Annotated in this window: 20 protein-coding genes and 1 tRNA gene; 9 read left to right on the top strand and 12 right to left on the bottom strand. The window is 64.4% G+C overall.

All coding sequences use genetic code 11. From position 1 onward, the window contains the following. Positions 1-224: 224 nt before the first annotated feature. A complete protein-coding gene (locus QOL82_RS17310) occupies positions 225-860 on the bottom strand; it encodes a response regulator (RefSeq protein WP_194711434.1) in 636 nt (211 codons plus the stop codon). Positions 861-1,300: 440 nt separating this feature from the next. Here QOL82_RS17310 and QOL82_RS17305 point away from each other — a divergent pair, with 440 nt between their 5' ends. From QOL82_RS17305 to QOL82_RS17280, 6 genes are all read left to right on the top strand, one after another. After that, on the top strand, positions 1,301-1,519 hold the full coding sequence (locus QOL82_RS17305; RefSeq protein ID WP_283443547.1) for a hypothetical protein: 219 nt from the start codon (positions 1,301-1,303) through the stop codon (positions 1,517-1,519). A gap of 200 nt (positions 1,520-1,719) precedes the next feature. Beyond that, complete coding sequence (locus QOL82_RS17300; RefSeq protein WP_283443546.1) at positions 1,720-2,205, top strand: response regulator; 486 nt, start codon at positions 1,720-1,722, stop codon at positions 2,203-2,205. Between the two features lie 20 nt (positions 2,206-2,225). Continuing rightward, a complete protein-coding gene (locus tag QOL82_RS17295) occupies positions 2,226-4,232 on the top strand; it encodes a PAS domain-containing sensor histidine kinase (protein ID WP_283443545.1) in 2,007 nt (668 codons plus the stop codon). 95 nt (positions 4,233-4,327) lie between these two features. After that, positions 4,328-4,693 carry a response regulator gene (locus tag QOL82_RS17290; protein WP_283443544.1) on the top strand — a complete coding sequence of 122 codons (366 nt, stop codon included), beginning with the start codon at positions 4,328-4,330 and terminating at the stop codon, positions 4,691-4,693. A gap of 9 nt (positions 4,694-4,702) precedes the next feature. Continuing rightward, on the top strand, positions 4,703-5,434 hold the full coding sequence (locus tag QOL82_RS17285; protein ID WP_283443543.1) for a sensor histidine kinase: 732 nt from the start codon (positions 4,703-4,705) through the stop codon (positions 5,432-5,434). Further along, positions 5,431-6,381: a LysR family transcriptional regulator gene (locus QOL82_RS17280; protein WP_283443542.1), complete on the top strand. Its 951-nt coding sequence runs from the start codon at positions 5,431-5,433 to the stop codon at positions 6,379-6,381. The genes QOL82_RS17285 and QOL82_RS17280 overlap by 4 nt, the downstream gene beginning before the upstream one ends. Here QOL82_RS17280 and QOL82_RS17275 read toward each other — a convergent pair. The 11 genes from QOL82_RS17275 to QOL82_RS17225 form a co-directional block, all read right to left on the bottom strand. Beyond that, entirely contained in the window at positions 6,378-6,857 is a 480-nt protein-coding gene (locus QOL82_RS17275; RefSeq protein ID WP_283443541.1) for a hypothetical protein, read from the bottom strand. The two genes, QOL82_RS17280 and QOL82_RS17275, sit on opposite strands and share 4 nt — an antisense overlap. Positions 6,858-7,031: 174 nt before the next feature. Continuing rightward, positions 7,032-8,516 carry a right-handed parallel beta-helix repeat-containing protein gene (locus QOL82_RS17270; RefSeq protein ID WP_283443540.1) on the bottom strand — a complete coding sequence of 495 codons (1,485 nt, stop codon included), beginning with the start codon at positions 8,514-8,516 and terminating at the stop codon, positions 7,032-7,034. A 45-nt stretch (positions 8,517-8,561) separates the two neighbouring features. Then, complete coding sequence (gene ychF, locus QOL82_RS17265; RefSeq protein WP_283443539.1) at positions 8,562-9,653, bottom strand: redox-regulated ATPase YchF; 1,092 nt, start codon at positions 9,651-9,653, stop codon at positions 8,562-8,564. Between the two features lie 298 nt (positions 9,654-9,951). Further along, entirely contained in the window at positions 9,952-10,536 is a 585-nt protein-coding gene (gene pth, locus QOL82_RS17260; RefSeq protein WP_283443538.1) for an aminoacyl-tRNA hydrolase, read from the bottom strand. Between the two features lie 241 nt (positions 10,537-10,777). Then, the gene (locus QOL82_RS17255; protein ID WP_283443537.1) at positions 10,778-11,398 is read right to left on the bottom strand and encodes a 50S ribosomal protein L25/general stress protein Ctc; all 621 of its coding nucleotides are present in this window, start codon (positions 11,396-11,398) and stop codon (positions 10,778-10,780) included. A gap of 115 nt (positions 11,399-11,513) precedes the next feature. Next, positions 11,514-12,464, bottom strand: a complete 951-nt coding sequence (locus QOL82_RS17250; RefSeq protein ID WP_283443536.1) for a ribose-phosphate pyrophosphokinase — start codon at positions 12,462-12,464, stop codon at positions 11,514-11,516. A 111-nt stretch (positions 12,465-12,575) separates the two neighbouring features. Then, positions 12,576-12,652 (bottom strand) — tRNA-Gln (locus tag QOL82_RS17245). 69 nt (positions 12,653-12,721) lie between these two features. Continuing rightward, the gene (gene ispE / locus QOL82_RS17240) at positions 12,722-13,579 is read right to left on the bottom strand and encodes a 4-(cytidine 5'-diphospho)-2-C-methyl-D-erythritol kinase (RefSeq protein WP_283443535.1); all 858 of its coding nucleotides are present in this window, start codon (positions 13,577-13,579) and stop codon (positions 12,722-12,724) included. Between the two features lie 8 nt (positions 13,580-13,587). After that, positions 13,588-14,199, bottom strand: coding sequence for a lipoprotein insertase outer membrane protein LolB (lolB, locus tag QOL82_RS17235; protein ID WP_283443534.1), 612 nt, complete (start codon positions 14,197-14,199; stop codon positions 13,588-13,590). Positions 14,200-14,441: 242 nt separating this feature from the next. Then, positions 14,442-16,049, bottom strand: coding sequence for a leucine-rich repeat domain-containing protein (locus QOL82_RS17230; RefSeq protein ID WP_283443533.1), 1,608 nt, complete (start codon positions 16,047-16,049; stop codon positions 14,442-14,444). Positions 16,050-16,135: 86 nt separating this feature from the next. Further along, on the bottom strand, positions 16,136-17,950 hold the full coding sequence (locus QOL82_RS17225; protein WP_283443532.1) for a tetratricopeptide repeat protein: 1,815 nt from the start codon (positions 17,948-17,950) through the stop codon (positions 16,136-16,138). A 205-nt stretch (positions 17,951-18,155) separates the two neighbouring features. Here QOL82_RS17225 and mutM point away from each other — a divergent pair, with 205 nt between their 5' ends. From mutM to mutY, 3 genes are read left to right on the top strand one after another with little or no spacing between them, the layout of a single operon-like run. Then, on the top strand, positions 18,156-18,977 hold the full coding sequence (gene mutM / locus QOL82_RS17220; protein ID WP_283443531.1) for a bifunctional DNA-formamidopyrimidine glycosylase/DNA-(apurinic or apyrimidinic site) lyase: 822 nt from the start codon (positions 18,156-18,158) through the stop codon (positions 18,975-18,977). 48 nt (positions 18,978-19,025) lie between these two features. Further along, positions 19,026-20,966 (top strand): dynamin family protein, encoded by a 1,941-nt coding sequence (locus QOL82_RS17215; protein WP_283443530.1) that lies wholly within the window; start codon positions 19,026-19,028, stop codon positions 20,964-20,966. Continuing rightward, positions 20,966-22,084 carry an A/G-specific adenine glycosylase gene (mutY, locus tag QOL82_RS17210; protein ID WP_283443529.1) on the top strand — a complete coding sequence of 373 codons (1,119 nt, stop codon included), beginning with the start codon at positions 20,966-20,968 and terminating at the stop codon, positions 22,082-22,084. The genes QOL82_RS17215 and mutY overlap by 1 nt, the downstream gene beginning before the upstream one ends. Positions 22,085-22,088 lie beyond the last annotated feature (4 nt).

Genomic DNA, 22,088 nt, shown 5'->3' with positions numbered 1-22,088 from the left:
GATGTGTTCCCCCGTGATCTTGTTCGACATTTCCATGGAGGCATCATTGCATAGTGACCGGAAATACAGCATCGGTGTAATTCCCATTCCGCTGTGGGATTACACTGACAGGTTTGTCAGTCCAGAAGCGTTGTCCGTAGGAATGTGACCAGAGGTATGACAGGCCGCAAAGGGCCGGGGGAGGAGGGCGCGGCAAGCACGGCGGCAGCCGCGCCTGGAACTGCTTAGTCGATCAGGTTCTGCTTGATTGCGTAATAGATGATGTCGGCGTTGTTGGTCATGTTCATCTTCTCCAGCACGCGCGAACGGTAGGTGCTGACCGTCTTCACGCTCAGGCACAGTTCATCGGCGATCTTGGTGACGCCTTCGCCCTGGCCGAGCTTGTAGAAGATCTGGTATTCGCGGGCCGAGAGCATTTCATGCAGCGGCTTTTCGGTGTCGGCGCTGGCCGGGTCGGCGGTCAGCAGTTCGGCCACGGCCGGGCTGATGTACTTGTGCCCGCGAACGATGGTGTTGATCGCATTGACCAGCTCGGTGGCCAGCGCTTCCTTCTGCACATAGCCGGACGCGCCGCTGCGCAGGATCTGGACCGCGTACCGGCTCTCCGGGTGCATGCTCAGCATCAGGACCGGCAATTCGGGCTTCTCGCGCTTGATCTGCTTCAGCACTTCGACGCCGCTCTTGTCCGGCATGGCGATGTCCAGCAATACGATGTCGAATTCCTGAGAACGGATGAGCCGTATCGCTTCCTGCGCAGTGCCGGCTTCAGCCGCAATCTCCATCCCTGGTATTTCAGATATGAAATAGTGGACTCCGGCACGTACTACTGCATGGTCGTCGACTACAAGAATTTTTATCATAGGTGTTACGACTTTAAATCAGGATTGAATCGAATGAAGTGAAGTGAAGCCGCCGGTTGCCTAATGCGGTGAACGGGCAATTCGCTTTTGCTACCGAAGATTGTAGCGTTTTCGTCCAATTTCAAAACATCTTTTTACGCCTGATTAGACTCAACCGTATAGACGCACCGGGCTTCGGGCGCTTTATACCAAGAGTGAAAATAATCGCCACCATAAGTAACCATCGTGTCCTGGCTGGCAGTCACGCCATTTGACTTTCGAAATTCCATAAAATTCCTCGGTGCCGGATTTTGTGGAATGCAGAATCTCCGTTATTCCTACACTGCGACGCGATCCTGTCCTATAGAGCTTAAATTTCCACGGTGCTACTCTTCTTTCCACGGGCCAACACGATCTGCATCAGCGGAAAACGTTTGTGGTCCACTCAACTGGAGTAGATCATGGACTTCGCTGTTCTCGCGGCAATCGGTTTTGGCATCGTTTTTTTATGGATCTCTGCGATCGCAGTCATCTCCGAGAAACCGCAGGCGCGGGTCGCGCGCGCCCTTCTGGCCAGCGGCGGCGTCGTCGCCGGCGCCTGGGTCACCAGCGCGAGCGCCGGCATGACCGAGTATGGCGACGTGTCGCTGGTGCTTACGCTGCTGCGCTCGTTTGGATAAATCGACAAGGCTGGCAGCTGGCCGCTCGGCCATCCGGGACAGTCTGACTGTTCAGACAACTTTACCAATAGTGCGATGTGCTCAATGCCGCACGCACTATCCTGACGCATAATGTTATTAATATTGGACCAAGTTCGCGCACGAAATGCGCACTGGCCGGCCGCACGAACGGCTTAACCAACACCGGATGATTAGACGGGATGAGACTCCTCGAACATGAACATACGAAGAGAGCGTACCAGGTCGACGCGGGACGGCATGTGATGCCCGGTCCCGATGCACTTTCGCTCTCTTCCGGCCGCCAGGCCCTGAAAGTAATGCTGGTGGAGGATTCGCATATCATCAGCGACCTCATCAGCGAGAACCTGGCGCGCATCCCCAAGCTTGCGCTGCTGGGCATTGCGGAAACCGAAAGCGAAGCATTGACCATGCTGCATGCGCAGCCCTGCGACGTCCTGATCCTCGACATCCAGCTGCGGCAGGGTAATGGCATCAACCTGCTGCGCGTGCTGTCCGGCGACCCGGCCTATGCGCAGACAGTCAAGATTGTCCTCAGCAACCACGTGAGCGGAACCTACCGCCGCATCTGCGAGCAATACGGCGTCCAGTTTTTCTTTGACAAGACCAGCGAGTTCCCCCAGCTGCAGCGGCTGCTCTCCCGCTTCAGCGAAAGCGGCATCGGCTGACATGCGACATCGATTTCGCGGTGGCTACTGACAAGGCGGGCCTGGGCAGCGATCATACCTGGCTGTCCGGCGAGCTATCGACGATGCGCAATGGCGGCACGGGCGCAATGCGCCACTACCGTGCCGGCGCAATCGCCTGCGCATTGCTGGCGACGCTGGTAGGCCTGTTCTGGCTTGCCGCATCCCTTACCTTCATCCCCGTCTCCCAGGGCGACTGGTCGATCGCCGTGTCGCTCGGCGTACTTCTGTCCGGCGCCAGCCTCGGCATGCGATGCCTGCCGGCGCACGGCCATCCGGCGTCGCGCGCAGGCGCGGGCATTGCCGCGGCTGCAGCGCTGGTGCTGGGCCTGCTGATCCTGCTCGATTCCATGCCGGCGCTGGCCCCTGGCCTGCTGCCCGCGGCATGGTCGGCCCACCCGCTGCTGGGCTTCGACTTCGTGTTTGCCGGCGCGGCCCTGCTGCTGCATGACAGCCATACGCGGGGCCGGCATTACCCTTCCGAATATCTCGCTGCGGCGCTCGCCGGTCTCAATGCGGTGCCGCTGCTGAGCGCGCTGTACGGCATCGACCTGCTGCAGGGCCTGGCCGATGCCGCGCCGGTGGCGCCCAGCGCGGCGCTCGCCATGTTCGCGGTGGGACTGGGCCTGCTGCTGGCGCGCCCGACCCATACGCTGATGACGGTTTTGACCAGCAATGCGCCCGGCGCGCGGATGCTGCGCCATACGCTGCCGCAGATCCTGGTGCTGCTGGTGGTGCTGAACTGGCTGCTCGATATCGGCGCGCTGCGCGGGCTGTATCCCGAGACGATGCTCGCGCCGCTGCAGACGCTGGCCAACGCGGTCCTGATGCTGCTGATCTTCTGGCGCGCCGCCCGCATGGTCAACCTCGAATACGAGGCGCGCCTGCAGACCGCGGCCGACCTGTCCGAGGCGATGTCGCTGCTGGTTGCGGTGAGCGACAATACCGCCGACCCGATCTTCGTGCAGAACCGCGACGGCCTGCTGGTCTTCGCCAATCCGGCGACCCTGGCCATGCTGGGCAAGACCCGCGAGCAGGCGCTGCACCGCCCGGCGAGGGAGTTGTTCGCCGGCGTGGGCGACATCGGCGACATCGAACAGAGCGAACAGGCGGACAGCCGCGTGATGGCGGAAAAGGTCTCCGTCACCGTCGAACACAGCCTGCGCCTGCCGCAGGGGACATCGACCTATGCGACCACCAGGTCGCCGTGGGTGGGTCCGGACGGCGCCGTGCTGGGCGTGATCGCGATCAGCACCGACATCAGCCGCCGCAAGGAAGCCGAAGACGCGCTGCGCGCGCGCGAGCTGCGCCTCGAAGAGACGGTGTCGCGACGCACCGCGACGCTGCGCCGGCTGGCCGACCATCTCGAGACGGTGCGGGAGGAAGAGAAGCGGGCGATTGCGCGCGAGCTGCATGACGACATGGGCGCGTCGCTGACGTCGCTGGCCATGCACATGGAAGGCGCCTATCCGCTGCTGCCCAGCGACCCGCAATGGACCGGGCGCAAGGCCAAGATACAGACGCTGCTGCGCTCGCTGGTCACGACCACGCGGCGGATACAGACAGAGCTACGGCCGACCATGCTCGACCTGTTCGGCATCAAGGCCGCCATCCACGAGCTGACCGACGACTTCAGGCAGCGCAGCAACATCGCCTGCGAGGTGAGCCTGCCGGACGAGGACATCGCCATCGGCCACAAGCTGGAAATCACGGTCTACCGGATGCTGCAGGAAATGCTCAACAACGTCGTCAAGCATGCGCAGGCCAGCCACGTGGACGTCATCCTGGATGTCGATGAAGACCATGTCGCGCTGACCGTGCGCGACGACGGCGTCGGCATGCCGCCGGAGCGGCAGGACACGCCCGCAACCTACGGCCTGCGCGGCCTCAAGGAACGGGCCGCATTCCTGGGCGGCGCCGTCACCGTTTCGGCCGGCCGCAACGGCGGCACCGTGGTATCGGTCCAGCTGCCGCTGGCCCATGATGAGCAGGACCCGGGCAGCCTATAATAGGCGGCGTCCCGGATGGTCCGGGGCCGGCATCGACAACTTATCGACCATCGGGAGCGGCAATCAATATCAGTGAAAGCGACACCGGCCAGGGATTGCGCATCCTCCTGGTCGATGACAACGAGGACGCCAGCACGTCCATGGCGGAACTGCTGACCCTGTGCGGGCATGACGTGCGCACTGCCGGCGACGGCGCGATGGCGCTCGAGGCGGCGGAGCGGTTCGAGCCCCAGCTGGTCCTGTCCGACATCGGGCTGCCGGGCATGGACGGCTATGCGCTCGCGCCGGCGCTGCGCCGGCTTGCCGGGACGCGCCGCATGGTGCTGGCGGCGGTGACTGGCTATGGACAGGCCGCCGACCGCGAGCGCGCGCTGACGGCGGGCTTCGACCATTACCTGGTCAAGCCGCTGGAGGCCGACATCCTGCTGCGCTTCATCGATGCCCAGGCCGAATCAACCTGAACCGACACCATGTCCCTACCTGAAAACAGCGACCCGCGCGACAGCGAGATAGCCCGGCTCCGGGCCATGCTGGCACATGCCGAGCAGGTGCACGAGCTTGAGAAGCGGCAGCTTGCGCGCGAGCTGCACAACGATTTCGGTTCCGCGCTGACCGCGCTGGCGATGCGCATGGCCATCCTGTCGCGCCAGCCGGCGGGCGCGCCGCCGGCGACCGATCAATGGACCAGGGCCAATGCGATCCTTGCGGGCCTGACCCAGACCGCGCGCCGCATCCAGAGCGACCTGCGTCCCGGGGCGCTGGACGTCATGGGACTCACGCTGGCGCTGGAAGAATACCTGAACGACTTCGGCGCCCGCCATGCGGTGGGCACCAGCCTCACGCTGCCCGAACAGGAGCTGGCGCTGGACGAGACCCAGGCGGTCACGCTGTTCAGGATGTTCCAGGAAATGCTGAGCAATGTGCAGCGCCATGCCAATGCCGGGCAGGTGCGGGCGGTGCTGGCATTCGAGGACGGCGGCCAGGCCCTGACCCTGCTCGTCGCCGACGACGGCGTCGGGTTCGACGCCGCCGCCCACGATCTCCAGAGCAGCCACGGGCTGCGCCGCCTTGCCGAACGCGCCGCCTTCATCGGCGGCAGCCTGCGCTTCACCAGCATGCCCGGCCAGGGCGCCAGCGTGCAGGTGACGCTGCCGCTGGCGCCGGCCGACGCGTCCACCGGGCAGACAACTTCCTTGCCATGAGCTTCCGCACCTTCGACCTGAACCTGCTGCGCATCTTCGACGCGATCATGACGGAGCAGAACCTGACGCGCGCCGCCGAGCGCCTTGCAACCACGCAGCCAGCGGTATCGAACGCGCTGAAGCGGCTGCGCGAGACGCTGGACGACGAACTCCTGGTGCGCACCGCGCATGGGATGAAGCCGACCGCGCGGGCCGAGGAACTGTGGCCGGCGGTGCGCAGCGCGCTGTCCGCGCTGGAAGCCGCGATCGCGCCGGAAACCTTCGATGTGTCGGAAACCCAGGCCACGTTCCGGCTGGCCATGGCCGACTCCACCGCGTCGCTGCTGCTGCCGCGGCTGATGCGGGCGATCAAGCAGGAAGCGCCCGGACTCGACATCCGCATGCTGCCTCTGACGACGCGCGACCCGCGTGCGATGCTGCTGCAGAGCGACATCGACATGGCCATCGGCAATTTCCCCGGCGTGGTGTCGCAGCTCAGCGGCGGCCAGACCTCGGTGTCGGCGATCCGCCACCAGCGCCTCTACAGCAGCGAATCGGTCTGCATCATGCGCAAGGACCATCCGCTCGCCGCGGCCGAGCTGACGGTGGACAGCTACTGCGCCGCGCATCATGCGCTGGTCAGCTTCTCGGGCCGCGCGCATGGGCCGGCAGACGAAGCGCTGGCCGCGATGGGGCGGCAGCGCCGCATCGCGCTGACGGTCAACCAGTTCTACACGGTGGGCCGCGTGGTGGCCGGCACCGACCTGATCTCGGTCGTGCCGCGCCACCTGGTGGCGTCGACCGGCGTCATCGAATCGCTGGTGGCCAAGGAACTGCCGTTCGCGCTGCCGGTAGTGCACGTGGACATGCTGTGGCATGAACGCGATACCCGCAATCCATCCCACAAATGGATACGCGGCCAGTTCGCCGGCATCAATTACGCCGGCGTCGAGGAAGCGTCCAGCTAATCGGGGGCGGTGCCGGGCCTGGTATCGGAGTTCGTATCGGACTTCATATCGGACGTCGCGCCGGGCTGGTCCGGCGCGTCCACGGCGCCCGGGCTTGCCGCCGCATCGGCCGGCGGCGGCGCGGCCTGTTTCTTCGCGCCCCTCGGCCTGGGTTCGTCATCGCTATGGCGCACGATCGCCTTGAGCCGCTGCAGCCGCGCATATTCCTCGGGGTCCGTCTTTGCCAGCCGCTTTTCGCGCCATCCGTAATACACCATCATGCCCAGCGTCGCCGCCACGCCGATCGCCAGCTTGCCCTTGTGTTCCGACAGCAGGTTCATCGCCTCGCCGGCCAGGCTGAGATCAGGCGTTTCGTCGGACGCCGGCGCCGCGTCGCCGGGCGGGGCAGCGGCTGGCGCCGGAGCCGCTGCGGCCGCTGCAGCCGCTTCATCGGCCGGATCGGGTGTGGCTGCGCGTTCGTCAGGAGAGGTGGTCATGGAATGCCTTTGTCTGGTGGATGCTGCTCGATTGCCGATTAGGTCGCAAAGCGGACAACTGGTTCACTCAGGAATCGTTGCAAAAGGTAAGCGGTCGGATGCGGCGCGCATCGCCGCTGCCGCGCAACGCATGCGGCAGCGGCCTGCGGATGGAGGAAGAGGCTAGGCGCGCTGTCAGCGGGCTATCGACTGCAGTGCGCCCGGCAGCGTCGGTTCGCCGCCCAGGCGGCGGGTCTGGGCCGGATGCGCATAGTCGGCGCGCGGCGTCAGGTCGACGCCGTTGGCCGTGCCCGGCGGCTGGAACTTCCCGGCCAGCGCGGAACGCTCGCGCAGGCGGTAGTCGAAACGGGCTGCATCCGCGAAATCGTCGCGGGATACGACGAAGTTATTGCGGATTTCCGCCTTCAGCCCCGCGTCGCCCTGGCGCACGCCGGGGTCTGGCAGGCGCACCGTCTTGCCGGGGTCGCGCATCGCGCCCTTGGCATCCGCCGAAAACGGCGCGAAATCATGGCTGCGGCTGGCCACCAGCAGGTTGTTCATCGCCTTGAGGACCTGCAGGCCCGGCGCCGCCCGCAGGAAATAGCCTTCGGCCGGACGGCCGTCGACCAGGGTGTTGTTGACCAGGTAAAGCTCGTTCTTCGGCCAGCGGTAGCCTTCGAGGCCGATCGCCACGATGACGGGATTCTGCGTGGTCGCGCTCTGGCCGACCAGGTTGCCGACCACGTAGGCCTGGCCGCCGTTCGGGAATTCCAGCTCGTAGCTGGCCTCGCCGCCGGCTTCGTCGGTCAGGCGATTGTGCATGATGACGTTCTTCGCGGCCCGGCTCTTGAGCAGGTGGCCGCCGACCGCGCGGTGGAAATAGCTGCCGGTGACCTTGAGCGAGGCGATCTCCCCCGCATACAACTGGTGCCCGTAGCCTTCGACGGTGCCGTTGCGGTCGAACTCGGTGTTCTCGACTTCCAGTTCGGCCGCCTTGTCGCCGGCCGTCAGGATGCCGTTCTCATTGTCGCGGAACAGGCAGTTGCGCAGCACCAGCCGGCCTTTCTCGAAGCGGATGCCGGCGCCGTTGTGCGCAGACGCGCGCGCGCCGACGAATTCGAAGTTCTCGACCGTGATGTCGCCGCCGCGCACGATCCAGATCGCCTTGCCCTCGGCGCTGGCGCCGTTCGCATTGAGCCGGACGCGCCCGCCGCCGCCCCGGATCGTCAGCTTGTCCTGGGTGAAGACGGCGACGTCGCCGGCATAGACGCCGGCCTCCACCACGATCGTGTCGCCGCTCCTGGCGATTTTCGCCGCCTGCGCAATCGTAGGTATTTTCTTGGACGGTCCGACTTCCAGCGTCAGCGGCCCGGCGACCGGGTCGCGCTGCGGTTCGGGCATGGCCTGCGGCGGCGGCAGGCGGCGCTCCGGCGCTGCCTGCCGTTCCGGCCGCGGGCTGCGTCCGGCCGGAGCGTCGTCCTGCGCGGGCGCATTCTCGCGCCTCACCTCGGGCGCGCTGAATGGCCGCACGATGACGCCACCCTTCCCATCGCCCACCAGCTCGCCCTTGTAGGACGGCTCGGGCGGCAGCCCCTGCGCGCCGGAGGGCAGCGCGGCGAAGGCCAGCGTCCAGCACAGCGCCAGGCGCAGCGCGGGCAGGGGATGATGGCGTGCAGGCATGGGCGGCAGTCCTTTTCCGGATCGCGCAGCGCGTACTGGCTGCTCCTAGACGTTGAACAGGAAGTTGAGCACGTCGCCGTCCTTGACCACGTATTCCTTGCCTTCGGCGCGCATCTTGCCGGCTTCCTTCGCGCCCTGTTCGCCCTTGCAGGCGATGTAGTCGTCATAGGCGATGGTCTGTGCGCGGATGAAGCCGCGCTCGAAGTCGGTGTGGATGACGCCTGCCGCCTGCGGCGCGGTGTCGCCCACGTGGATGGTCCAGGCGCGCACTTCCTTGACGCCGGCGGTGAAGTAGGTCTGCAGGCCGAGCAGCTTGAATGCCGCGCGGATCAGGCGGTTCAGGCCGGGCTCTTCCATGCCGATGTCGGCCAGGAATTCCTGCTTGTCGGCGTCGTCCAGGTCTGCGATCTCGGCCTCGATGGCAGCGCAGATCGCGACGATGGGCGCATTCTGCTTTTTCGCGTATTCGGTCAGCTGGTCGAGCAGCGGGTTGTCGGTGAAGCCGCCTTCGGCGACATTGGCGACATACATCGCGGGCTTGGCCGTGATCAGGTGCAGCGGGTAGATCAGCGCCATTTCCTCGGCGTCCAGTCCCATCGCGCGCACCGGCCTTGCGTTGTCCAGCTCCGGCATGATGCGTTCCAGCAGGGTCACCAGCTTGGCCGCATCCTTGTCGCCCGAGCGGGCCTTCTTGTTTTCGCGGTGGATGGCTTTCTCCACGGTGCCCATGTCGGCCAGCGCCAGTTCGGTCTGGATGACCTCGATGTCGTCGAGCGGGCTGATGCGGCCGGCAACGTGGATCACGTTGTCGTCCTCGAAGCAGCGCACCACGTTGACGATGGCGTCGGTTTCACGGATGTGCGCGAGGAACTGGTTGCCCAGTCCTTCGCCCTTGGACGCGCCTGCGACCAGACCGGCGATGTCGACGAATTCCACGGTCGCATGCAGCACCCGTTCCGGCTTGACGATGGCGGCCAGCGCATCGAGCCGTTCGTCCGGCACCTCGACCACGCCGACATTGGGCTCGATCGTGCAGAACGGGTAATTCTCGGCCGGGATGCCGGCCTTGGTCAGGGCATTGAACAGGGTGGACTTGCCGACGTTGGGCAGGCCGACGATGCCGCATTGGAGACTCATGTAAATCCTTGGTTGATCAGTTCGGAAGCGCCAGCTGGCGCCGCAGCATGGCTGCGGCATGCCCGGATACCGTCGGGCATCAACGCGGCCTGGGCAGGGATACGGGCCGGGGGCAGCTCAGAACCGGATGCCTTCATGCCGCTGGCGCTGTAAAGGCGCCAATTGTAACCCTGCGCCGGGCTCGCATCAAAAGTCTTGGCTGCCGCGGATGATGGCGGCGGCCGGTTTTTCGCGCGGCAGGCAATCGTGCCGCCGCCGCGGCCGGCGATTTCCGCGCCAGGCGCGCGGCCCGCATTGCCTACTTGGCCGTATGCAGCTTCATCATTGCCGCCTCGAACTTGCCTTCGCAGAGCGCCGGCATCACGTCCAGGCTATGGGCAATGGCCTCGTCGATCAGCAGCTGCTCTTCCCGGCGCGGCCGGTGCAGCACGAAGTCCACGACCGCCTGCTGCAGGTTGAGCTGGCGCGGATGGCCGATGCCGATGCGCAGCCGCCAGTAGTCCGGCGTTCCGAGCGCGGCGGTGATGTCCTTGAGGCCGTTATGGCCGCCCGACGAACCGCCTTTCTTCAGCCGCGCGACGCCCGGCGCCAGGTCCAGCTCATCGTGCACGACCAGCACTTCGTCGGCCGCGATCTTGTAGAAGCGCGCCAGCCCGCCGACCGACAGGCCGGAGCGGTTCATGAAGGTCTGCGGCTCCAGCAGCCAGGTTTCCTGGCCGGCGATCATGGTCTTGCCGGCCAGCGCCTGGAAGCGCGACTCGCGCGCCAGGCGGCAGGACTGCGCCAGCGCCAGGTTGTCCACCAGCCAGAAGCCGGCGTTGTGGCGGGTTTGTTCATATTCGGCGCCGGGGTTGCCGAGGCCGACGATCAGGCGGATGGACATGGGAAGGGTAGGCAAGCGAAGCAAAGCGGGGATTATCGGGCAAGCGCCCGGTCCCGTCCAATGACGCGGTAACGCAGGTCGCGGTTTGAGGGCCGAACAAGGCCGGGGCTTGGTTATACGGCGGCCTGCCTGGCCGGCCAGGCCGAAGGGATCGCGCGATGCGCGCATCCGGACGAAAAAAAACCCGCCGGGCGCGGCGGGTTTTCCATGCAGGCGCCGGTTGCCCGGCGCGGTAAGCACATTACTTCTTTTCTTCGCCTTCTGGAGCAGCGCCTTCGGCAGCTTCGCCGGCGGCTTCGACCTTGCCGGCCGGGATCGCTGCAGTAGCGATGGTCGGGTCGTCGCCATGGACAATGGCGGTGACGCCTTCAGGCAGCGTGATGTTGGACAGGTGCAGCGAGTTGCCGACTTCCATGTTGGCCAGGTCGACTTCGATGAACTCGGGCAGGTCCTTCGGCAGGCAGCTCACGTCCAGCTCGGTCAGCACGTGGCTGATGATGCCGGCCGACAGCTTGACTGCAGGCGACGTTTCAGCGTTGACGAAGTGCAGCGGCACCTTGACGTGGATCTTTTCCGAGGAGTTGACGCGCTGGAAATCGGCGTGCATGACCAGTTGCTTGTACGCGTGGACCTGGAAGTCGCGCAGCAGGACTTGCTGCACCTTGCCGTCGATTTCCATGTCGAGGATCGACGAGTGGAAGGTCTCTTTCTTCAGCGCGTGGTACAGCGCGTTGTGGTCCAGCGAAATGGACACCGGTGCTTCGGTACCGCCGTAAATGATGCCAGGCGTCTGGCCAGCAGTGCGCAGGCGGCGGCTCGCTCCGGACCCCTGCTCAGTGCGTAAAAATGCGACAACTTTCATGATGAACTCCAAATGTTGCGGGGCAGGCCCCGCGTTGCGCAATCCCCGCGACCAGGGACTGCAAAAAAGAATGCGGCTTCAACGGGAAGCCGCATTCAGGATTCTGTGAGCAGGCTCAGTCGATGAACAGCGACATCACCGAGTCGCCCTTGCTGATGCGCTTGAAGGTCTCGGCCAGCAGTTCGGCGCAGCTGAGCTGCCGTATCTTGCTGCAGCCGCGTGCTGCTTCGGACAGCGGTATCGTGTCGACCACGACCAGTTCATCCAGCGGCGAATTGGCGATGCGGTCGATGGCGGGGCCGGACAGCACCGGGTGGGTACAGTAGGCGATGACCTTCTTGGCGCCGCGTTCCTTCAACACTTCGGCGGCCTTGGTCAGCGTGCCGGCGGTGTCGACCATGTCGTCCATGATCACGCAGTTGCGGCCTTCGACCTCGCCGATGATGTTCATCACTTCCGACACGTTCGCCTTCGGGCGGCGCTTGTCGATGATGGCCAGGTCGCAGTTCAGGCGCTTGGCCAGCGCCCTTGCGCGGACCACGCCGCCGACGTCGGGCGAGACCACCAGCAGGTCGTCGTAATTCTTCGCGACCAGGTCGCCCAGCAGGATGGGCGACGCGTAAATATTATCGACCGGGATATCGAAGAAACCCTGGATCTGGTCCGCATGCAGGTCCATGATCAGGACCCGCTCGACGCCGGCTTCCTGCAGCATGTTGGCGACGACCTTGGCCGAGATGGCGACGCGGGCCGAACGCGGGCGGCGGTCCTGGCGGGCGTAGCCGTAGTAGGGGATGGCGGCGGTGATGCGGCCGGCCGAGGCGCGCTTGAGCGCATCGACCATCAGCATGATTTCCATCAGGTGGTCGTTGGTCGGCGCGCAGGTGGACTGCAGCACGAACACATCCTTGCCGCGGACGTTCTCGTTGATTTCCACGACGATCTCGCCATCGGAAAATTTGGAGACGACCGCCTTGCCGAGAGGGATGCCCAGGTGCCTGGCGACTCCCAGGGCGAGTTCCGGATTTGCGTTGCCGGTAAAAACCATCAGGTTCTCGAGCGCCATGGGATCCCTAGTAACTGCGTAAAAAGTACTGCGTTAAAAGTTTAAAAAGCCGCAATGTACGGACTCGATAGTCTCAACATTAGCGGCTTGTCTTCTAGCTTCTATATTTAATGGCAGGGGAACAAGGATTCGAACCTTGGAATGCTGGAATCAAAATCCAGTGCCTTAACCGACTTGGCGATTCCCCTACACAACCTGCTGTTTGCCGCCGTATTGTCGCCAAACCGGGCGACCTTTGCAACGTCAAACTAATTCTTTTACAACGATTTCTGCAATCCGGCCAAAGGATGTTTCGCAATTCCCCTGGCTTTCCAGGCCTTCCATTTTCCGGAGGCCGCAGCCAGCACCGCATCGGCTTGCTGTTCCGACTGGCAGGGCATGAACACACATGCTCCAGATCCTGTCATCCTTGCTTCCCCGAAGCCGCCGAGCCATGAAATGGCTTTGCCTACTTCCGGAAACAGCCGCGCTGCCACTGCCTGCATATCGTTTTTTCCGAAGGCGTTTTGCAGTGCCCCTGAAAAGTCCGCTATTCTGACGGGCTTCGTATTCCTTGTCAATTCTGGCGAGCAAAAAATTGCAGGCGTCGGAACCGACACCCCCGGTTCCAGCACGACGAACCAGCAATCCAGGCCGTCCACCGCCGTCAATTGTTCGCCCACGCCCTCGGCGAACGCATTGCTGCCGAAGATGAAAAACGGCACGTCCGCGCCCAGTTTCAGCCCCAGCGCCATCAGTTCCTCGCGGCCCAGGCCGGCCTGCCACAGGTGGTTCAGCGCCATCAGCGTGGTGGCCGCGTCGGACGAGCCGCCGCCCAGCCCGCCGCCCATCGGCAGGCGCTTGTCCACCCTGATGTCGGCGCCCGGCAGTCCGGGAACGGCTGCCTGCAGCAGCCGCGCCGCGCGCACCACGAGGTCGGTTTCCTCAGGTACGCCGGGCACATCGTTGACGCGCCGGATCGCGCTGTCGTCGCGAACGTCGAAATGCAGCAGGTCGCCGTAGTCCAGCAGCTGGAACACGGTTTGCAGCAGGTGATAGCCGTCTTCGCGCCGGCCGGTGATGTGCAGGAAAAGGTTGAGCTTGGCCGGCGCGGGGCAGTCGTGGAGGCTGGGCATTGCGGTTTTCAGCGCGGTTCGTAGGTGTCGATCACCAGACGCAGCGCGACTTCGCCGGCCTGCGCCGTGGTCCGGGTCATGTCGATGCGGCGCGGCCGCGGTCCGGCGGTGTCGTCCCAGGCGGCATAGCGTATGCGCCAGCCGTCGGCTGTTTCGATGTCGGTGTTTTCATCCTGCGGCGTGGCGATGCGTTTCTTTCCACCGCGTTCGGTCACGCTGCCCTGCATCCAGTCGCGCAGGCCGGACACCGGCAGCGGCCAGCCCAGCGCCTGCGCGGTCAGCGCGTCGGCGTCCGTGGCGGCGAGCGGCGGCTGCCCGGACTGGGTCAGGGTCGCGCCGTCCGGCGAGATGGCGATCTGCGCAATGGTCTGGCCCAGCGGCGAGCTGAGCGTCAGCTGCGTCTTGCCCGGCCGCTGCTGCCATTCGAAGCTGCCGTGCAGCGCTTCATCGCGGCCATATTGCTGGTAGCGCACCGACATGCGGCCGGCGATGTCGATCGACTGCTGGTAGTTGCGGATGATGCCTGCGTCGGACGGGACTTTCGGCGCGGTGCCCAGGCCGGCACAGCCGGAGGCAAGGAGGGGAAGTGCCAGCAGCGTGGCGCGCAATGCAGTGAGCATGACTATTCGGGCGGCGCCGTTAAGGGCGGGAGTTCGGGAAAGGTGACAGTGTAGCGGAGTTGTACGGTGTTCCGATGCAAGTTCGGTCAGGTGGCTTTCTTGAGCCAGGAGTCGGCATGAGGGACTTTCTCCGCATCTGGAACTGATGCATTCATTATCGCAAGCGGCATTTCCCTGGCCCCGGCCAGTTGATATTGCGACCCGGTATTTACCCGGATCCGGATGTGATGCGACACGAGACTCTAGGACACGGATACCTCGGCGAGCGAAACATGATTGCCAGCCGAGTCCAGCAGCTTCAGCGACGGATGGTCTTTTATCGAATCGGCGAGACTGATCATTCCTTCCGCGGTAATTGAGGTGCAGGGAAGAATTAATTCCCGAAGCGACCTGTTCGTTTTCAACCTCCTTGCCAAGGCTATTGCGCCCTCGTCGCCAATCATGCAGGAGGATAAATTCAGATGACACAGTGCAGCGTTATCGGGCAAGGCTCCAAGAAACTCGGCCCACCCGCTTTCATCGATTTTTTCATTGGAAGCGAGGTTCAGGGTTTTCATGGCCGGATGCTGCCAGATTGCCTTGGCAAGCATTTTGATTCCAGAATTACCGATGAGATTACTGGCGAGGGACAGCGTTTGCAGGGACTTGTTTTTCCTGAGGCTGGCTGCCAGGACCTTAGCCAGTCGATCGTCTATCTTGCAGCTGGAAAGGTCGATCGATGTAATTGTGCTGTTGGTTTTTAAGGCTTTGATGATCAGTTCGAAACCGGGGGTTTTATCATTATTCTTAGCCCATTTATGATAATTGACGAACCATGGCTGCTGAAGCGCTGCATTGCCTTCGCATTGTCCAACCCTGGAATAGGCGGCATCATTGGTGCTTTCAACAGGATAGAAAACATTGGAAGTATTGCTGAGATCGATTGTCTTGAGTGTGCGTGGCTGCTGTGACATCAGGCTGTATGCCAGTACGGCCATCCCAAAATTTGACAGGCAGTTCCCGCTCCACTTCCCGCCCGCAAGGAAAATCGATTCGATGCGGGACGCTTGTGAATAAAGCGCGGGGAAAAACATCCTGTCTTTCTCGCTGGTCCTGAGATGGTTGCCGCCCAGGCTTAATGAAATTACCGGGAAACCGCTTTTCAGGAAACGGCATATTTCCTCGAAGTCGCTATCCAGCCAATGGTTGTTTTCTGAAATGTCCAGATTAATGATCGCGTGGCGGAGCTGTCCAAGCGATGACGCCAGTCGTTTTCCATCGATATCGGGCGCTACGTTTTTCGCTTCGACATGCAAGTATCTTATGGTGCTGTTCTGATGAATTGCCTGCAATACATTTGCTTTTTCGATACATCTTGACAAGGGGAGTTCTACGAAACTCTGCTGGTCGAGCAGTGCCCTGAGTTTTTTTCTGGCTTGTCTTTCATTCAGGGAATCATTTTTTTCAATTTCAAGGATTTTTTCGGCGCTTTTTCCGTATTGCTTTTCCGCTTTATCGATGTGTTTTTGGACGCAAGCGCGCATATCCACGCTGGTGGAAAGCAGGGAAAGGATATCCGCCAACGAGAACGTGCTCTTGATCAGCTCCCATACCTCTACGGGCAATGCATTGCACATCATGGAGAGGTCATCGAAGCTACTGGTTCGGATAGCGAAGCAGGGTGCACCCGCTTCCACGCTTTTGCGCAGGAAGCCGGTTGAAGAGAGCAATGTGCCGGCCACGGGCCGGATTATTTCGCGGATCAGCGGCGCACGCCGGAAGGGACTTTCCAGCGGGATTCGGGAATCCCGATGAGTTTCCGCTTGCGAAGGAGAGGTGGAAGGTTTTGTGTTGGTTATGGACTGGCTCATATTTCCTTGTCGACGTGGTCTGATCGCTAATTGCTCCAGGCAAATTAGCCGGCTTCGTAACCACGTCGACAAGTCAGTTCAGGACATCAAAGCCTTACCCGCAGTCGCCCAAGCGTGTTTTTCAGCGTGTCGTTCTTCGGGTCCTTCACGCTGGCGTCGCGCCAGAGCTTGCGGGCGTCGTCGCGCTGGCCCATGGCCCACAGCACTTCACCCAGGTGCACCGCGATCTCGGCGTCCGGGCGCAGGCTGTAGGCGCGCCGCAGCAGTTCCTCGGCTTCCTTCAGCCGGCCCAGCCGGTATTGCACCCAGCCCATGCTGTCCATGATGAACGGGTCTTCCGGCGCCAGCGCCAGCGCCTTCGAAATCAGCGTGTAGGCTTCGTCCAGCCGGATATTGCGCTCGGCCAGCGAATAGCCCAGCGCGTTATAGGCGTTCTGGTTGTTCGGCGCGATCGCGATGATCCTGCGCAGCGAGGTTTCCATCACGTCCAGGCGGTTCAACTTTTCAGCCATCATCGCGTGGTCGTACAGCAGGTCGGTGTTGTCCGGGAAGCGCTGCAGCGCCTCTTCCAGCACCGTCAGGCCTTCCGCGCCGCGGTCGGCCTCGCGCAGCAGCAGCGCCTCGGCCGCCACCAGCTGCAGTTCCTCGTCCTGGCCGCTGGCCTTGGTTTCATGCAGCAGCTTGCGGGCGCCGTCGATGTCGCCATTCTTGGCGACCAGCTGCGCGCGCCGGATCTGCGCCATCACGTAAGCCTGCGGCGTGCCCTGCGGGACCTGGTCCAGCCACTTGAGCGCGCCGGCGATGTCCTTTCGCTCCTCGGAAATCTGCGCGAGGATCATCAGCGCCTGGGTCGGGTCGCGCTCGTCGTCGGGCTGCGCCTCGAGTCCGGCCAGGTAGGCCTTCAGGTATTTTTCCGCGCCGGGCAGGTCGTTGCGCTGCGCGCTCAGCAGGCCCAGCGCATACAGCACGGTCAGGTCCTTGGGCTGTTCCTTGAGCAGGATGCCGAATTCGCTGCGCGCGGTGTCGTACTGCTTCTGCTCGACCAGGAAACGGGCATAGGCGAGGCGCACCTCGCGCGACTTCGGATTGGCCTTCAGGTAGTCCGCCAGCGAACGCAGCGCGGCGTCCTTGTCGGTCAGCACCTGCGCCAGGGTCAGTGCGGCGAGGTCGGACGACGGCGCGATGGCCAGCGCCGCGCGCGCTTCCTGCGCCGCGCGCGGCGCGTCGCCGGCGAGCAGCGCGCCCTGTGCCAGCGCCAGGTGCATTTCGGGCAGGGCCTTGTACTCGGCCAGCACGCTTTCCAGCAGCGTGAACGCGGCGGGCTTGTTGCGCGCCCGCGCCAGCAGGCGCTGGGTCTGCAGGATCACCGCGCCCAGCGTCGGCGGGCTGGCTTCCTTCAGCCGCTGTTCCAGGATGGGCCGGGCGTCCGTCAGGTCGTCGCCGACCAGGATGAAGCTCAGGTAGAACTGCGCGGCTTCCTCGGACTCGGGCGCGACTTCGCGCCACAGCCGCACCGCGGCCAGCGCTTCGTCGGTCTCCTTGGCGGTGATCGCGATTTCCGCCGCGCGCCGCGCCAGCCGCGGGTCGCGGGTCTGCTGGGCGATCTGCAGCATGTTGACGAACGCATATTCCCAGTCGCCGCGCTGGTCCGCGATTTCCGCGCTCAGGTAGCGGAACAGCACTTCCTCGCTCAGTTCGCCGATCGGCAGTTTCTCGCCTGGCGCCGGCGTGGTGCTGCCGCTGCGCAGGCGCGGCCGGCGCGGCGTGGCTGCTTCCGGCTTGGCCGCATTCTGGGCGACCACGGGTGCGGGCGCGGACGACCCGGCGCCTGGCGCCGACGGCGCTACCGCACAGGCGGACAGGACGCTGCAAAGGGCTGCAATGACTGGAAGGGTTTTCAAGAGCTTATCCTGGCTGATAGGCAAATCTGGATTTTACGCCAACGTACCTGTTGCGTGCGGCATGCGCCCCCGGCGATCGATTGCACGCAAGCGTTTCCGCCGGAACCGGTCGAAGCAGGCGATTCCGGCGCTAAAAAAAGTCTGCCGTTTTCGACGCATCGTCCCCATTTAGGCATTTCGTTGATCAAGACAAGCACGTGCATTCATGCCTGAACTCCCCGAAGTCGAAGTCACCCGGCGCGGCATCGCGCCGCATATCGAAGGCCGCACGGTCACCGGCGTGGTGTTGCGCCATACCGGCCTGCGCTGGCCCTTTCCCGCCGGCCTCGGCGAGCGCCTCGTCGGCCGTACGGTGCGCGCCACCAGCCGCCGCGGCAAATACCTGCTGATCGGCTTCGACCACGGCACGCTGATCGTCCATCTCGGCATGTCCGGCCACCTGCGCATGCTGCCGCTGGAGGCCGAGCCGCAGAAGCACGACCATTTCGACCTGGTGCTGGAGCAGCAGCTGATGCGCCTGACCGACCCGCGCCGCTTCGGCGCGGTGCTCTGGCATCCGCACGAGGAAGGCGCGGTCGACACCCACCTGCTGCTGCGCGGCCTGGGCATGGAGCCGCTGGAAACCCTGTTTTCGGGGGAAGTGCTGTACCGGCAGACCCGCAACCGGACCGCGCCTGTCAAGCAGGTGTTGCTTGCCGGCGACATTGTGGTCGGCGTCGGGAATATTTATGCGTCCGAAAGCCTGTTCGAGGCAGGCATCAATCCGAAGACGCCGGCGCACCGGATCGGCCGCGCGCGCTACGACAGGCTGGCGCTGGCGATCCGCCGCATCCTGGCCGCCGCCATAGAGCAGGGCGGCAGCACCTTGCGCGATTTTGTCGGCGCCGACGGCCAGTCCGGCTACTTCCAGCAGAGTTACTTTGTCTACGACCGGACCGGCCAGCCATGCCGCGTTTGCGGCGCCGAGGTGCGCCAGATCCGCCAGGGGCAGCGCTCGACCTTCTATTGCGCAAATTGTCAAAAATGAGCGGCGATGCTAGTCTGTGAATAGTTCCGCAGAGCAATAAGGCATACCGTGAGCAAGCTCGTCGAAAAATTCCGCGAATACAGCGTCTGGCGCACTGGCGTCGTCTCGGCTCTCGAACGTTACCGCGACGCGGCCGACGCCGCCGGGCTGGCCGACGAAAGCAGCGGGCAGCGCATCGCGCACATGCTGTCCCGGCTGGCCGGGGACAAGATGACGGTGGCATTCGTCGCCGAGTTCTCGCGCGGCAAGTCCGAACTGATCAACGCGATCTTCTTCGCCGACTACGGCCAGCGCATCCTGCCGTCCTCGGTGGGGCGGACCACGATGTGCCCGACCGAACTGCTCTACGACGACCGGATGCCGCCGTCGATCCGGCTGCTGCCGATCGAGACCCGCGCCACGCCGCTGTCGACCAGCGACCTGCGGCTGCAGGAAGACGCCTGGACCGTGATGCCGCTGGATGTGTCGTCGGCCGACAGCATGCTCGACGCTTTCCGCCAGGTCGGCCTTTCGAAGCGGGTCCCGGTCGAGGAGGCGCAGCGCTACGGCCTTTACGACGCCGCCGACGCCGGCAGCGGCATGACCGTGGGCGCCGACGGGCTGGTGGAGATTTCGCGCTGGCGCCATGCGATCGTCAATTTTCCGCATCCGCTGCTGAAGGAAGGCCTGGTCATCGTCGACACGCCGGGCCTGAATGCGATCGGCACCGAGCCTGAGCTGACGCTGAACCTGATCCCGAATGCGCATGCGGTGCTCTACCTGCTGGCTGCCGACACCGGCGTGACCCGCAGCGACATCGACGTCTGGCGCGAGCATATCGGCGCCGGCGCCGGCCGCATGGTGGTGCTCAACAAGATAGACAGCCTGTGGGACGAGCTGCGCACGCCGGCCGAGGTGGCCGGGCAGATCGCCAGCCAGGTCGACAGCGTGGCGCAGACGCTGGAGCTGGCGCCGTCGCAGGTGTTCCCGGTGTCGGCGCAGAAGGGCCTGGTCGCCAAGATCGGCAAGGATGCCGCGCTGCTGGAGAAGAGCCGGCTGCCGGCGCTCGAGCAGGCGCTGTCGCAGCGGCTGGTGCCGGGGCGGCGCGAGCTGATGCAGCTGCAGCTGCATGCGGAGACCGCGGAACTGCTGGCCTCGCGCCAGTCGCTGCTGTCCTCGCGCATGCGCAACGTGGTCGAGCAGCTGGTCGAACTGAAAAGCCTGCGCGGCAAGAACCAGAACATCGTCGCGCACATGATGAAGCGCATCGACATGGAAAAGGCCGACTTCGACGCCAGCCTGGTCAAGCTGCAGGGCACCCGCACCGTGTTCGCGACCCTGTCGGACGAGCTGTTCGAATGCCTCGGCATGGACGCGCTGAAACGGGACATTCGCGTCACGCGCGAGGCGATGGAGGGCAGCATGTTCTCGCTGGGCATGCGCGAGGCGGTCAGGCGCTTCTTCAGCCAGGTCGAGGGAAACATCATCCTGTCGAGCCGCAAGGTCGGCGAGATCGGCGAGATGATGACGGTGATGTACCGGCGCTTCTCGGCCGAGCATGGCTTCGCGCTGTCGACGCCGATGCCGTTTTCGCTGAAGCGCTATGCCGACGAGATCGAGGCGATCGAGGCGGCGTACCAGAAGCAGTTCGGCGCCGGCGCGATGCTGACGACGCCGCAGCTGGTGCTGATGCAGAAGTTCTTCGACTCGATCGCCTCGCGCGTCAAGCAGACCCTGGTCACCGCCAACCGCGACGTGGAAGCCTGGCTCAAGGTCGTGATGGCGCCGCTGGAAGCGCAGATCCGCGAACACCGCGACCAGCTCAAGCAGCGCCGCAACTCGATCGAGCGCATCCACCTGGCGGCCGACGACCTCGAAGTGCGGGTCGACGCGCTGCAGCGGATGCAGGCTGTGCTGGAAGGCCAGAAGCAGGCGCTGGCCGCCTGCGAGGCCGGGCTGAAAGCGGCGCTGGCAGCGGAATTGCCGGCGCCGGTGTTACTCTTCGCCTGATGAAACGGATTGCCCTCGATACCGACCTTGCCCCGCAAGACCCTGAATTTTCCGCGGATGTGATCCGCTGGCAAAAAGCCCATGGCCGGCATGCGCTGCCGTGGCAGAACACGCGCGACGCCTACCGCATCTGGCTGTCTGAAATCATGCTGCAGCAGACCCAGGTCGCGGCGGTGATTCCGTACTACCAGCGCTTCCTCGAACGCTTTCCCGATGTCGGCTCGCTGGCCGCCGCGCCGGCCGAAGAAGTGATGGCGCACTGGAGCGGCCTCGGCTACTACTCCCGCGCCCGCAACCTGCACCGCTGCGCGCAGCGCGTCGTCGCGGAATACGGCGGCGTGTTCCCGGCCGACCCGGCGCTGCTGGCCGACCTGCCCGGCATAGGCCGCTCCACCGCGGCGGCGATTTCAGCCTTTGCCTACGGCATCCGCGCGGCCATCCTGGACGGCAACGTGAAGCGCGTGTTCTGCCGGGTCTTCGGCATCGAGGGATTTCCCGGCGCGAAGCCGGTCGAGGACCGCTTGTGGCTGCGCGCCGAGGCGCTGCTGCCGAAGCAGGACACGCAGGACATGCAGGCATACACCCAGGGCCTGATGGACCTGGGCGCCACGCTCTGCACCCGCAGCCGGCCGGCCTGCCAGCGCTGCCCGCTGGCGCATCGCTGCGTCGCGTTCGAGACCGGGCGCACCGCCGAACTGCCGGTCCGCAAGCCCAAAAAAACGGTGCCGGAGCGGCATGTCGCCATGCTGGTGGTGGTGGACGACGGCCAGGTGCTGCTGGAGCAGCGGCCGGGAAGCGGTATCTGGGGCGGCCTGCTGTCGCTGCCCGAGGTGGCGGCGGACGATGACCAGGAGCGTGGCATCGCGCTGGGCGTGGCGCCGTTCGGCCAGCTCGCGTCGCACCAGAAGCTGCAGCCGTTCAGCCACGGCTTCACCCATTTCAAGCTGCATGTCGCGCCATACCGGGTCGCGCTGTCGCAGCGGCACCCGATGGCCGCTGAAAATAGCCATGTCTGGTACCCGGTGGATCGGCTGGCGCAGGCGCCGCTGCCGGCGCCGGTGAAGAAACTGCTGGTGGAACTGCTGGGCAAGGCCGACCTGTTCGGCGGACTCGGTTAAGACG

The sequence above is a fragment of the Noviherbaspirillum suwonense genome (genome assembly GCF_900182955.1).
GTDB classification, from domain to species: Bacteria; Pseudomonadota; Gammaproteobacteria; order Burkholderiales; family Burkholderiaceae_D; genus Noviherbaspirillum_A; species Noviherbaspirillum_A suwonense.
The sequence above is the reverse complement of the archived record's forward strand: the minus strand, read 5'-3'. Positions and strand labels throughout refer to the sequence as shown.